An 11,944-nucleotide genomic window follows, 5' to 3' on the forward strand; every position below is an offset into this window, starting at 1 on the left:
GACCCGAAGTATGTAACTACCTCGACTGTCGCGGATTTTCGTCCTTTGCCCGAATGTCCGGGAATACCTGACAACACGTTACCGTCCATCCTCAACCGACGGCCCCGGCCGGGTCCCTCAGCACGATATATCACTAGGCGGAGAGCATCCGATGCGAGACAAAAAAAATCCAGAACCCATTGAAAAGGATCAAGAAATCGGCGTCGAATGGCTGGAAGTCACCAGACGAGATTTCAGGGTTCCCATACTCGACCGGCAACGCGATCAGGCACAGGTAAAAGGTTTGTCCTGCGAACTTCAGGACATTAGCGAGGGAGGCCTGAGCCTTGTCGTCTTCGAGGGTTCACCGGGCCCTGTGGGCACTGCCCACGAGATCCGCCTGAATCTGGAGGGAGTAACGATCGATCTTCAAGGCCGTCTATCCCACATCGGACTGAGAACGTCCGCTGATCGACCCGAGGAAAACGTCCTGGTCTGCGGCATCATGATCGACTCGGGAAAAAATGATATGCTGAGACAATACCGGGCCCTTGTCGGACTTCGTCGACAAGAATATCTTGAGCGGTCATAGATCACAAACATGATCCAGGCTTCTCTGGTATGACCACACCCTCTCGACGTGATATTCTTGGAGAACTGTTCGGAGACGCGCAGGAGACCTACAGCCGGGAAGCCGACATCCTGGAGAGTCTTTTCGCTCCCCGACCAAACCCAACCGAGGGGGACCCCGAAATCGATGTCCATGTGGACGAAGTCCACACCCCAAGGAAACGGTCCAGGAAAAAAAAGACCACCCACTATATATCCAAAGAGGTGGACAAAGAGCTGGACAAGGCCAAGCGTCGACTCAAACGCATGGCCCCTCGGGAACTCAAAGCCAGGATGACCAAGTCATCCATCGTCGATCTGGCCCTGCGTCAGGTCCTAACTGAATTCGTCGCCAAGAAAAACGACAGCGCCCTTGCCCGAGAGCTTCTGCAAAGCGATCAGGAGAATGAGTGATGGTCATCGTCTGCCCCAATTGCCAGAAAGCGCACAACATCGACGACAGCAAGATTCCGGCCCGGGCCACCGTGGCCAAGTGCAAGGCCTGCGGCCACCGCTTCGCCCTGCCCAGGATGGACAGGACAGAACCGGGACCGAAGCTGGAAAACGTCGTGCAACCTGTGCCCCTGGAAAAGTCCACAGCCGCCCCTTCTCCCTCTTCAGACGGGAGCTCACAGGGGGAAAAACAAGTCAGGGCCCGTAAGATAGGCGTTTCCCTGAGCAAAGGCGGGGTAGGCAAAACGACCACCGCCGTCAATCTGGCCGCCGGCCTGGCCCTTTCCGGATCCAAGGTTCTCCTGGTGGACACGGACACCCAAGGCCAGGTCAGCTACATGCTCGGAGTCAAGCCCAAGGCCGGACTGACCGAGCTGGTCACCCAGGAATTGCCCGCAGATGACACTATCTTCAAGGCCAGGGACAATCTCTGGCTCCTATCCGGAGGAAAATCTCTGGCCGGCATCAAGCGTCTCATTGATCGAAAGGACTTCGGCGGAGAGATGACCCTGGCCGAAACCCTCGAATCCCTGGAAACCGAATACGACTACATCGTCATCGACACCTCGCCTGGATGGGATCCCCTGACAGTCAACGTCCTCTTTTACGTCGAAGAGGTTCTGGTGCCGGTTTCCCTGGAAGTCATGTCTCTCCAAGGCCTGATCCAGTTTCTGAAGAGCATCGCCTCCATCCGGAAATACCGGAAGGAGGTCGATCTCAAATATATCCTGCCCACCTTCATGGACAAGCGGGTCAAGCATCCGGAAAACATCCTGGCCAAGCTTAAGGAGGTCTACGGCGACTACGTGTGCACTCCCATACGTTACAATGTTCGCCTCTCCGAGGCCCCGGCCTACGGCAAGACCATCTACGAATTCGCCCCGGGTTCTCACGGGGCCGAGGACTATCGGGATTTGATTCGCAAGATCACAGGGAATCCGAAACTCTTCCGCTGACCCGAACCAAAGGCGCCGCTCACACGTCCTGACCGTTTGCGCGCGTACTGGTCAACTGCCGGATGTAGTCGTCCACGTTCTGGTCCATCGGCGTGGCCCCGATCACGGCCCCGCCCATACTCCATGCCTCTTCGGACTCGAGTTCGCGGAATGCTTGCTGACGGAGCCCCAGCAAAGGTGAAACATACTCCTCGTCGGCACCGTTCTGGACCGTGGCCCGAAAGATCTCCCCTGGGGGATTGAAATTCCTCTTGGCATCCAAGAATTCCTGCCGGTACCTGCCAAACGAGAACATTCCCTTTTCCCGCCCGGTTTCGATAATATTGTCCAACTGTCCCAGCCGGTTGTCGCGAATGGCGTTCTTGACCGCGCCGGTGACGTGCATGATGCAGAGTTCCGGGATGCTGAATCCCAGCCTGGGATTGAAAATGATCTGCTGGACGATGAGTCCCTTCAGACATGCGGCCACATGGTTCCGGATATAACTTTGCGATTCCAGGGGAAAGGAGTTGAACAGCCGATGCAGGGCCTCTTCGGGATCGCTGGCGTGAAGCGTGGCGAAAACTAGATGGCCCGAGGCCGCGGCATTCAAGGTCAGCCTCATGGTCTGGGGATCACGGAGCTCGCCGACGAAAATGACGTCCGGCGCCTCCCTGAGGACGTCCTCCAGACCCCGCTCGAAAGAAGGCAGATGGGTACCGAGCTCCCTCTGTTCGAAAAAGGAAATCTTCGAGTCAAAACGGAACTCGATGGGATCCTCGAGAGTGATCACGTGTGCAGAACGAGTTTCGTTAATAGCGTTCAGCATGGCCGCGATGGTCGTAGTCTTGCCGCTTCCGGTGGAACCGCAAAGTAGGACCAGGCCCGACGGCATCCGGCAGAATTCGTTCAGGGTCGGATGAAGGTTGAGAAGCTCCAGACTTGGAATCTGCCCCGGAAGAAAACGAACGGCCAAACTCAATCCCCGAAAGGTCACGAACACGTTCAGGCGAAGCCTGCACCCGGCCACGCTCAGGGAGAGGTCGGCCGATTTCTGTTTCCGCAGACTCTCCACATGATGAGGGGCCAAAAGTGCGGCCACCAAGGCGTCGATCTCCCGCGGCTGCAGAACCATGTCACGTTTAAATCCGACCCGCCCCCTGATCCTGACCACGACCGGATGTCCTCCGGTCAAATGGAGATCAGAAGCCCCCTCTTTGAGACAAATCCGAACAAGATTCTCAAATCGCTGACGCATCCCCTGGTATCTCCGACATCGGCTTCAAAGGCCTTCTCTTGTTAATGGAACATAGGGCAGACCGTACCGCCCCGGTATCGATTGCCAGATCACCCCTCCCGCCTCCCGGCATGGTGGTAGGGTCTGTTCCAGTTAATGGTCGCGGCCCGATAGAGCTGCTCATAGAGCACGAGTCTGGCCAGCTCATGAGGCAGGGTCATGGGCCCCAGGCTCAAAACGACGTGGGCCACCTCCAGCACGTTACGGGACAGGCCAAAGGCTCCACCCAGAACAAAGCATGGAATCCTTGACGGAATCTCCACCCAAGCCCTCAATCGGGAGGCGAATTCAGTCGTAGACCAGGCCGCTCCTCCCTCGTCCATGCAAACGACCAGACAGTCCCCCCTGACCCTGGCCAGAAGGCTCTTCCCTTCTTCTTCCACCCGGACCGCCTCGCTCCCGGGACGGCTGTCCGCTACTTCCATTTCCCGAACCGAATAGAGCCGGGAAAGTCTTTGCCGATAGTGGGCGCACCCCTCCCTGCAAAATCCGGACTTCATCCGGCCGACGCAAAGGGTTCTGATCCGTTCCATGTATCCCGTCCCGTTCGCAGGGTCACCCCCGGACTTTCGGTTGTCAAGCGTGAAGGCTTGGTCTAAGTTCATCCTTTTCCACAACCGTCAACGACAGGCATCTTCTCCATGACCTTAAGACCCCTGTTCTTTCTCCTTCTCGCCTTGGCAACACCTCTTTCATCCCTCGCATCCCAAGACTCCGCCGGCCTGCTTATAACGGACTTCTCACTGGATACTGAAACGATCCCGCTTCAGGCCACTTTCGGAGTCAAAATACGGAACATGACTCCAATCAGGACGACCATGGATGACGGTGCACAGCTGCAAATCTCCTGCAAGGCCACATTGTCGGAAATACGCCCCCTCAAATGGGCCAGGGAAATGGCCGAATCCTCCTTGGCCATCAACTTCCGGAAAAACACCCTGATCCAGGATGTGGTCATTAGCAACGGCCAGGACGAAATCATGCCCGAGGAAGACTTCGAAGCCCATATGGGCCGTCTCCTCGAAAGGCTCTATCTCACCCTCGATCCTGCCGAGCCTCTCGAATCCGGGAAGAACTACCGATTTGCCTTGGAAGTCACCCTGAAACGTCGAGACCTTCCCTCCTGGATGCAGGTTCCTTTCCTATTCAAATCCTGGGACATTGTCCCGGGTGATCGTGCTGAGCGGGAATTTCAGGCTCCATAACCTGGATGACCATGTCCTCTGAACCGCCCCACCCCATCGTCGTCGGGGGAACCGACACCAGAGAACGCAAAAAGCGACAGCGCGAAACCTGGCTCGCTTTGGCCGGATCCGCCGTCATCGGCATCCTGAGCTGGGTCGAACTCAAATTCCTCGGAGTCGACTCCTACCTCTTCCTGGCCCTGTTCAACATCAACCTGATCCTCCTGCTCCTCGTCCTCTTCCTCGTTCTACGGAACGTGGTCAAACTGGTTCTCGAAAGACGCCGCAAGGTCCTTGGCGCGAGGCTGAGAACCCGCCTGGTCCTCATCTTTCTCTTTTTGTCCATCCTCCCGACGACCCTCATGTTCCTCATCGCCCTTCAGTTCGTCCAGACCTCAGTGGATTACTGGTTCAAAAACCAGGTCGACAAGACCATGGAACAGGCCCTGGTCGTCGGCCAATCCTTCTTTCAGGACGCCCGCCAGCGACTGGGCGTCCAGGCCGGGGCTGTCCGGGATGAGTTGTCCAGGGTCAAGTCAGACGATGCAGGTCTGGTCCTGGCCGCCAAGGCCCGGGAACATGGACTATCAATGGTCGGCCTCATGGACGGGGAACGCAATGAGATCGAATGGTACGCCGCACCCGAATGGTCCGAGTCCTGGACGAACATCAAGACCGCCTTCAGCCGCGAGGACAGAGATCTGGCCACCTTCTGGTCCATGGTCTGGCCCGGGGATGCCATGGATTTTGTCGTCGGCATCCTGCCCCTCGACCGAAAGGGCCAGGGATACATCGTCCTCGGGGACACCATCGGCGGAGGCCTCATGCACCGTCTGGAGCAGATCGAGCAAGGCATCAACGAATATCGGCAACTGAAGACCTTGATGACCCCACTGAAGCTGACCCTCTACCTCATTCTCGGGGTCATGACCTTGCTCATCCTTCTCGGGGCCACCTGGTTCGGCTTCCGTCTGGCAAAAGAAATCTCGGCCCCGGTCCAGGCCCTAGCCGCCGGTACCCAGAGGATAGCCAGAGGAGATCTCGGAGTCCGGTTGGAGGACAAGTCCACGGACGAACTCGGAGTCCTGGTCCAATCCTTTAACAGAATGGCCGAGGATCTGGAAAGCGGCCAGCGAAGCCTGACCGAGGCCAACACCCGCCTAGCCCGACAAAACGCCGAACTCGAAAGACGGGAAGACTACATGCGGGCAGTTCTGAACAACATCGCCGCCGGAGTCATCTCCGTCGATGAACGGGGCATGGTCGGCACCGTCAACCGGGCCGCCGAAGTCATGCTCGGCATCGATGCCAACGTGGTCGTCGGCCGATCTCCGCTGGAGATCGTTCCCGAAATTGGGACCGATCTGATCAGGGATGTTCTGAATCACCTAAACACGAACCCCTCGCATCAATGGCAGAGACAGCTCGAACTCTCGGTGTCCGGGAAAACGATCAAAATTCTGGTCAACGCCGTTGTCCTGCGAACCGGTGACGGTCGACGCAACGGCATCGTGGCCGTCTTCGAGGACATCACGGAACTGGAAAAAATGCAGCGCTTAAACGCCTGGAAGGAGGTGGCCCGGCGCATCGCCCATGAGATCAAGAACCCTCTGACGCCCATCAAACTCTCGGCCCAGCGCCTGGAACGAAAATTCGGACCACTGATCGAGGATCCGGCCTTTGCCGAATGTACGAGCCTCATCATCCGCCAGGCCGAGCACCTGCGGGCCATGGTCACCGAATTCTCATCCTTTGCCAGAATTCCGGAAATCCTTCCCCGGCCCAACGATCTTCTCCCCCTGGCCCGGGAAATTCTGTCGGTCTTCCAGCACAGCCATCGGCACATCACCTGGGAATTAAGCTGCAGCCGGGACGCTCTCATTTTCGCCTTCGATCTGGAGGCCATGCGGCGGGCCCTGATGAATCTGCTTCTCAACGCGGCCGAAATTCTCGAAAGTCGAGAGGACGGAGCCGTTCACATCGACCTGGGCATGGACCCGGAACGCAAATCAGCGGTCATCACCATCCAGGACAACGGGCCCGGACTGACCAAGGAGGAACGCTCCCGCATGTTCGAGCCCTACTACTCCCGGAAACGGGGGGGGACCGGTTTGGGCCTGACCATCGTCAAATCGGTGATCGACGACCATCGGGGGAATATCCGGGTCAAGGCCCACCCAAAAAAGGGCACCTGTTTTGAAATTTTTCTGCCCCTTGGCCGGTTCGATGAATCGTCAACCGGGCAGGCCTGAAGACCCCAAACGCCGGAAAGACCATGCACGCACTCGTACTAATCATCGACGACGAACAGGACATCCGCCTGTCCCTGCGGGGCATCCTCGAAGACGAGGGCTTCGAGGTCATTGAGGCCGCCACCGGCGAGGAAGGAAGCCGCCTGGCTCTGGAACAGTCACCCGATCTTGTCCTGCTTGACATCTGGCTCCCAGGGCAGGACGGCCTGGAGGTCCTGGACTTTCTCCACCTCAGACTCCCCGACCTGCCGGTGATCATGATCTCCGGCCACGGCAACATCGAGACCGCGGTCACGGCCATCAAGAAAGGGGCCCACGATTTCATCGAAAAGCCTTTGTCCCTGGAAAAAATTGTTGTCTCGGTCCAGAAGGCCCTGGAATTTGGGAGGCTCAAGGCCGAAAACATCGATCTCAAAAAAAGGATGACTACCTCCCACGTTCAGGAAATCGGAGGCCGCTCCCCGGCAGTTGCCCGACTCCGGGAACTCGTGGCTCAAGTGGCCCCCACCGAGGCATGGGTCCTCATCTCCGGGGAAAACGGTACGGGCAAGGAGATCGTGGCCAGATCCATCCACGCCCAGAGTCGACGCAAGGAGCAGCCTCTGGTGGCCGTGAACTGCGCAGCCATTCCCGAGGAACTCATTGAGTCGGAACTCTTCGGACACGAAAAGGGTTCCTTTACCGGGGCCTCGGCATCCCGCAAGGGGCGGTTCGAAAAGGCCCACGGGGGCACCCTCTTCCTGGACGAAATCGGCGACATGAGTCTCAAGACCCAGGCCAAAATCCTGCGCATCCTCCAGGAACAGACCTTCGAACGGATCGGGGGTACCAGGCCCTTGCGGGTCGACGTCCGAGTCGTGGCCGCCACCAACAAGAACCTTGAGGATGAGATCCAGGGCGGCAGGTTCCGACAAGATCTCTACTACCGGCTCCGGGTCTTTCCCATCCACGTCCCGCCTCTCCGGGAGCGGGCCGAGGATCTCCCTGTTCTTCTGGAGGAATTCATTGTCTTCATGTGTCGGGAACATAATTTCAAGCCCATCCGCTTCACTCCGGAATCCATCCGGATCCTAACGGGCTATTCCTGGCCGGGCAACGTCAGGGAACTCAAGAATTTTGTCGAACGGGTCTTCATCATGTACCCTGGCCTCGAAATCGGTCCGGACATGCTCCCCTCGGAGTTCACCGATTCAGGCCTGGGCCTGGAGTCGTCCTTTCCTCCCGGCCTTCCTGCCGATTTCAAGGACGCCCGCCAGGAGTTCGAGGCCTGGTTTCTAAAAACCAGGCTGGCCGAATGTGGGGGAAACGTCTCCAAACTAGCCGAGGCCATCGGCCTGGAACGGAGCCACCTCCATCGCAAGCTCAAGACCTTGGGCGTGACCGCCTGAAGCCAGGGTCGAACTTTACTCCCGGCCCCAGATCTCCGTGACGGTCCGGCGGTTCTCCCGCAACAAATCGAAGCAGGAATCCGTAACCAAGTGACGAATCGATTTCCCCTCCAACCAGCGTCGCCGAACAAGGGTCGAATCGATCTCCAGGCGGGGGATGAAATACAAGACGACTTCTGACCCGCAGGGAAGGACCATCCGATTTGGATCCGAGAAAACCCCCTCGGGCCAAAACCTTTCGGCCAAGGCCTGAAACCTGTTACGGTCGCCCTTGGCCTGACCGGCCACGGCTAGGTGGGTCAATTCCTCGATCCGCCTTCGTCGGCTCCATTGGTCGAAGATCTCGAAATCCTTCATGCCCATGATGAACCATCGCTCCTGGCTGGCTCCGCTTTCGGCCAAACGCTCGAGGGTCTGCCAAGTGTACGAAGGAATCGGCAAAAGTGACTCCACCGGATTCACCCCGGTTTGTCCCAGTCCGGCGATGCTGGTCTTGAGCAGGTTAAGACGCAGGGAAAAGGGAAGGAGATGGAGAGCTGACTTGTGAGGCGGATGGAAGCAGGGGATAAATTCGAGCCTGTCCAAGCCGAGATTCTCCAGGGCCTCGATTCCCAGACGAAGATGTCCGACATGGACCGGATTGAAGGATCCTCCGAGAATGCCGATCTTCACTCCGGGTCGGCTCCCGGGGCCGCGGCCAGGCCCTGGCCCTCAAGAATATCGATCAGACTTCGGCAATCGGGGGCCAAAAAATCCGGTCCGGTCCGCTCAAGGGCCTCTCTGTTGTCGTTGAAGGCATAGACGCCGGCCGTCAGGGTCCCAGCCCTTTTTCCGGCCATGATGTCCATGGGATGGTCGCCGACCATCAGGGCCTGTCCGGGCTCGTGCCCTCCCATGAGCTCCAGGGCCTGGACGATATGCCTCGGATCGGGTTTGACCCGGACTGCCTCCTCCCTGGGAACGAGGACGATTCCATACTCTTCATAGTCGGGAAAAACCAATCGGACCGCGGCCGAGGTGTTTCTAGTCACGATACCCAGGGCCACGCCTCGCGCGCCAAGCATCCGCAAAAGGCCCGGAACCTCCGGAAAGAGACTTCCTTGTCCGGCCGCGTCGAGCTCCTGGGCCATGACCGCCAGCCTAGCCCGACTGTGGAATTCCCGGGCCTCGGACTTTCCCAGCCTGACCGAGATCAACTCGGCCAGCTCGTCCATCCATTCCAGAATCGGTTGTCCGTCAGGCGTCGGGGCCGGATCGAGAAACCAGGAAGCGATGGTCGCCACCCGGCGACGCATGAGATCGAAATCGATGTCGACCCGGCCGAGGGTTCCGTCGAAATCGAAAACCATGGCCGTGAGCCCCGACACAGGCGTCAGAGCCGGCATGGCCGAGGCCCGAAAATGGTTGTGCCAACCCGAATCATGGTCGCCCCTTCTTCAATGGCCACCATGTAGGAATCGGACATACCCATGGACAGGGTGTCTATTTCGTGTCCATCGCGAACGAGACACTCGAATAGCTCGGCGGTGACCTTGAAGGCCGGGCGCATGTCCTCGGCGTCGTCAGACCAGGGCCCCATTGTCATTAATCCCCTGAAACACAGTCGCGGCAATTCGGCCAATCCGGCTGCGAACTCGGCCACCGGACCATACTCCGGAACCAGCCCCGCCTTGCCCGCTTCACGGCCGGAGTTGACCTCCATGAGCACGTCCACCCGATCCCGAAACCTTTCGAGCCGATTGTTCAGTGCCCTGGCCGTTTCCAGGGAATCGAGAGTCTGGTACATGTCGAAGATGGGAACGGCCTTGTTGATCTTGTTCTTCTGCAGATGTCCAATCATGTGCCAACGAACCCCGGCAGACAGACTTTCAAGCCCGGCAAAGACCGTCTCGGCCTCCTGAACATAATTGTAGGCAATGTCCAGGGCCCCGGCCTCAACCACTTCCCGAACCTCGGTCAGGCTGCGAGTCTTGCAGGCCAGGACGATGCGGACATGTTCCGGAACATTTTCCCTGAGGGTCTGGTAACGTTCGGCGATGCTCATGCCCCGGTCCTCAAAAAACTTCGGCCTGAAACCGATAGATCTGAGTTTCCGGATCTTTCCAGGCCTCGGCTGGGAGGGATGCCTTGCGACAGGTGTGGGACAGAAATTGCTCCCGGTCCCATCCCCACTCGGTAGCCACCTGTGGCAGCAGGAGTCCGGAACGGCCATGTCGGGAAACGAGCAACCCGTCCCGCCCGGGAACCACTTTATTGGGATCCGGGACGAGTTCCAGGGGTCCGAGGACCGAAATCTCGATTTCCAGATCGGACAATTCCCTGGCCTCGAGCGGCTGGAAACGAGGATCCTCGAACGCCGCGGCCGCGGCCATCCGCCTGATGGTGTCTTCCAGAGGATGATCGCCGATCACGCTGCCGATGCAGCCCCGCAAATTCCCGCGGGTCTTGAGGGTTACGAAAGCCCCCAGCTTCCTGGTCAGCATCTCGGACTCGGGTCGAAGCGGCTCGTTGGCCTTCAGACCCATCTTCCGACTGATGACAAAAAAAACCAAGGCCTTGAGATAGGCCCGATCACCGGTCGAGACAAATCCTGCTTCTTCCATGGCCTCTCCTCATGCCAAAACGTGTCTGATCGAATCAACCCGGAAAACGCTTCAAAACCCCTCTTCCAGAGGAGGGTTGATGAGAACCCTGTCCTCCAAGACCGCAGGAGAAGCTGTCCCTTGGCCGAGGATGACCTTGCGCCCCTTGGTCTCCAGCCGACCTTCTGCCAGCCATTGGATGGCCTGGGGATAGATGCGGTGCTCCCAGGCCAGGATACGTTTGCCGAGAGTATCGGCATCGTCGTCCGGAAAGGCCGGAACCACGGCCTGGATGATGATCGGCCCATGATCCATCTTCTCGTCCACGAAATGGACCGTGCATCCGGCCAGACGGACTCCGAAATCGGCCTGCTGGGCCTGGGCGTGCAACCCGGCGAAACTCGGAAGGATGGCTGGGTGGATATTCAGAATCCGATTCCGGAAGGCCTCGATGAACGCGCTTGACAGAATGCGCATGAACCCGGCCAGAATCACGATTTCAGCCCCAACAGCCCGTATTTCTTCGGCCAGGGCCTTGTCGTACCCTTCGCGGGACGAAAAGTCAGTGTGCCGCATGACCTTGCAGAACAGGCCATGATTTCTCGCCCGCTCGATACCGTAGGCGTCGGCCACGTTGCTGATGACGATCTTGATCTTGGCATTGAGACGCCCGGCCTCGATGGCGTCGATAATGGACTGGAGATTGGATCCGCTCCCGGAAATCAGAATCGCCAGAGGCAGGGCCATGGTTCCTCCTCGTTCATATCCGGCCGTTGAGTGCCCGGGCCAGGGCCGGAATGGTGTATTCGTCGGGCATGATATCCGCTTCCAGGCCGAATGACCGCAGGGTCTCGGCCGTGACCGGGCCGATGCAGGCCAGACGGATCGTATCCCGATAGGGAGCCAGTTCGTCCGGTGGCATCAGGGCGAAGAAATTCTCCACCGTGGAGGAACTGGTGAAGGTCACGCAATGGACCCTGCCGTCGGCCAGCCACTCACGGAGGGTCTCGAGTTCCCCCTCGGCCAGGACCGTTTCATAGACCGGCAGCACGTGGACCCTGGACCCAGCCCGGGCCAGCTCATCGGGCAGCACCTCCCTGGCCTTGGCCGCCCTGGGAATGAGGATCCTGGCTCCGGCAGCGCCCCGGGCCAGCAGACCATCAACGATGGACTCGGCCACATATTTTGGCGGGACAAAGTCGGGCTCTATGCCCCGCTGGCGAAGTTCATCGGCCGTGGCCGGACCGATGGCCGCTATCTTGTTT

At 58.7% G+C, this 11,944-nt stretch carries 14 protein-coding genes; 6 read left to right on the plus strand and 8 right to left on the minus strand.

The annotated features are described in order from the left end of the window. Nucleotides 1-151 precede the first annotated feature (151 nt). From EOM25_09130 to EOM25_09140, 3 genes are read left to right on the plus strand one after another with little or no spacing between them, the layout of a single operon-like run. A complete protein-coding gene (locus EOM25_09130) occupies nt 152-571 on the plus strand; it encodes a PilZ domain-containing protein (protein ID NCC25345.1) in 420 nt (139 codons plus the stop codon). A 29-nt stretch (nt 572-600) separates the two neighbouring features. Continuing rightward, a complete protein-coding gene (locus tag EOM25_09135) occupies nt 601-1,002 on the plus strand; it encodes a hypothetical protein (protein NCC25346.1) in 402 nt (133 codons plus the stop codon). Beyond that, nucleotides 1,002-1,997, plus strand: coding sequence for a chromosome partitioning protein ParA (locus EOM25_09140; protein ID NCC25347.1), 996 nt, complete (start codon nt 1,002-1,004; stop codon nt 1,995-1,997). Before EOM25_09135 ends, EOM25_09140 begins: the two co-directional genes overlap by 1 nt. A gap of 19 nt (nt 1,998-2,016) precedes the next feature. Here EOM25_09140 and EOM25_09145 read toward each other — a convergent pair whose 3' ends face one another. Then, nucleotides 2,017-3,234, minus strand: coding sequence for a twitching motility protein PilT (locus EOM25_09145; GenBank protein NCC25348.1), 1,218 nt, complete (start codon nt 3,232-3,234; stop codon nt 2,017-2,019). Between the two features lie 89 nt (nt 3,235-3,323). Further along, entirely contained in the window at nt 3,324-3,806 is a 483-nt protein-coding gene (locus tag EOM25_09150; GenBank protein ID NCC25349.1) for a 23S rRNA (pseudouridine(1915)-N(3))-methyltransferase RlmH, read from the minus strand. Nucleotides 3,807-3,914: 108 nt separating this feature from the next. On the opposite strand from EOM25_09150, the gene EOM25_09155 reads away from it, so the two are divergent. Genes EOM25_09155 through EOM25_09165 form a run of 3 tightly spaced genes read left to right on the plus strand, consistent with a single transcriptional unit; the run spans nt 3,915 to nt 8,097 of the window. Beyond that, nucleotides 3,915-4,478, plus strand: a complete 564-nt coding sequence (locus tag EOM25_09155) for a DUF4390 domain-containing protein (protein NCC25350.1) — start codon at nt 3,915-3,917, stop codon at nt 4,476-4,478. 11 nt (nt 4,479-4,489) lie between these two features. Beyond that, nucleotides 4,490-6,709, plus strand: a complete 2,220-nt coding sequence (locus tag EOM25_09160; protein ID NCC25351.1) for a PAS domain S-box protein — start codon at nt 4,490-4,492, stop codon at nt 6,707-6,709. Between the two features lie 23 nt (nt 6,710-6,732). Next, nucleotides 6,733-8,097 carry a sigma-54-dependent Fis family transcriptional regulator gene (locus EOM25_09165; protein ID NCC25352.1) on the plus strand — a complete coding sequence of 455 codons (1,365 nt, stop codon included), beginning with the start codon at nt 6,733-6,735 and terminating at the stop codon, nt 8,095-8,097. 15 nt (nt 8,098-8,112) lie between these two features. On the opposite strand, the gene EOM25_09170 is transcribed toward EOM25_09165, so the two are convergent. The 6 genes from EOM25_09170 to EOM25_09195 form a co-directional block, all read right to left on the minus strand. After that, nucleotides 8,113-8,769, minus strand: a complete 657-nt coding sequence (locus tag EOM25_09170; protein NCC25353.1) for a nicotinate-nicotinamide nucleotide adenylyltransferase — start codon at nt 8,767-8,769, stop codon at nt 8,113-8,115. Then, nucleotides 8,766-9,482 (minus strand): HAD family hydrolase, encoded by a 717-nt coding sequence (locus EOM25_09175; protein NCC25354.1) that lies wholly within the window; start codon nt 9,480-9,482, stop codon nt 8,766-8,768. The genes EOM25_09170 and EOM25_09175 overlap by 4 nt, the downstream gene beginning before the upstream one ends. Next, nucleotides 9,470-10,141, minus strand: a complete 672-nt coding sequence (locus EOM25_09180) for a YggS family pyridoxal phosphate-dependent enzyme (GenBank protein NCC25355.1) — start codon at nt 10,139-10,141, stop codon at nt 9,470-9,472. Before EOM25_09180 ends, EOM25_09175 begins: the two co-directional genes overlap by 13 nt. A gap of 10 nt (nt 10,142-10,151) precedes the next feature. Beyond that, nucleotides 10,152-10,700, minus strand: coding sequence for an AmmeMemoRadiSam system protein A (gene amrA, locus EOM25_09185; protein NCC25356.1), 549 nt, complete (start codon nt 10,698-10,700; stop codon nt 10,152-10,154). Nucleotides 10,701-10,751: 51 nt separating this feature from the next. Further along, the gene (locus EOM25_09190) at nt 10,752-11,426 is read right to left on the minus strand and encodes a phosphoribosylglycinamide formyltransferase (GenBank protein NCC25357.1); all 675 of its coding nucleotides are present in this window, start codon (nt 11,424-11,426) and stop codon (nt 10,752-10,754) included. A gap of 13 nt (nt 11,427-11,439) precedes the next feature. After that, nucleotides 11,440-11,944 (minus strand): uroporphyrinogen-III synthase (locus tag EOM25_09195; protein NCC25358.1); only part of this gene is annotated, 505 nt, incomplete at its 5' end.

This window comes from Deltaproteobacteria bacterium, assembly GCA_009929795.1.
GTDB lineage: Bacteria > Desulfobacterota > Desulfovibrionia > Desulfovibrionales > Desulfomicrobiaceae > RZZR01.

Coding starts and splice junctions, on each gene's coding strand:
- EOM25_09160 (NCC25351.1), top strand. CDS start 4,490: ATGTCCTCTGAACCGCCCCACCCCATCGTCGTCGGGGGAACCGACACC.
- EOM25_09180 (NCC25355.1), bottom strand. CDS start 10,141: ATGAGCATCGCCGAACGTTACCAGACCCTCAGGGAAAATGTTCCGGAA.
- EOM25_09175 (NCC25354.1), bottom strand. CDS start 9,482: ATGCCGGCTCTGACGCCTGTGTCGGGGCTCACGGCCATGGTTTTCGAT.
- EOM25_09130 (NCC25345.1), top strand. CDS start 152: ATGCGAGACAAAAAAAATCCAGAACCCATTGAAAAGGATCAAGAAATC.
- EOM25_09145 (NCC25348.1), bottom strand. CDS start 3,234: ATGCGTCAGCGATTTGAGAATCTTGTTCGGATTTGTCTCAAAGAGGGG.
- EOM25_09155 (NCC25350.1), top strand. CDS start 3,915: ATGACCTTAAGACCCCTGTTCTTTCTCCTTCTCGCCTTGGCAACACCT.
- EOM25_09190 (NCC25357.1), bottom strand. CDS start 11,426: ATGGCCCTGCCTCTGGCGATTCTGATTTCCGGGAGCGGATCCAATCTC.
- EOM25_09165 (NCC25352.1), top strand. CDS start 6,733: ATGCACGCACTCGTACTAATCATCGACGACGAACAGGACATCCGCCTG.
- EOM25_09135 (NCC25346.1), top strand. CDS start 601: ATGACCACACCCTCTCGACGTGATATTCTTGGAGAACTGTTCGGAGAC.
- EOM25_09150 (NCC25349.1), bottom strand. CDS start 3,806: ATGGAACGGATCAGAACCCTTTGCGTCGGCCGGATGAAGTCCGGATTT.
- EOM25_09140 (NCC25347.1), top strand. CDS start 1,002: ATGGTCATCGTCTGCCCCAATTGCCAGAAAGCGCACAACATCGACGAC.
- amrA (NCC25356.1), bottom strand. CDS start 10,700: ATGGAAGAAGCAGGATTTGTCTCGACCGGTGATCGGGCCTATCTCAAG.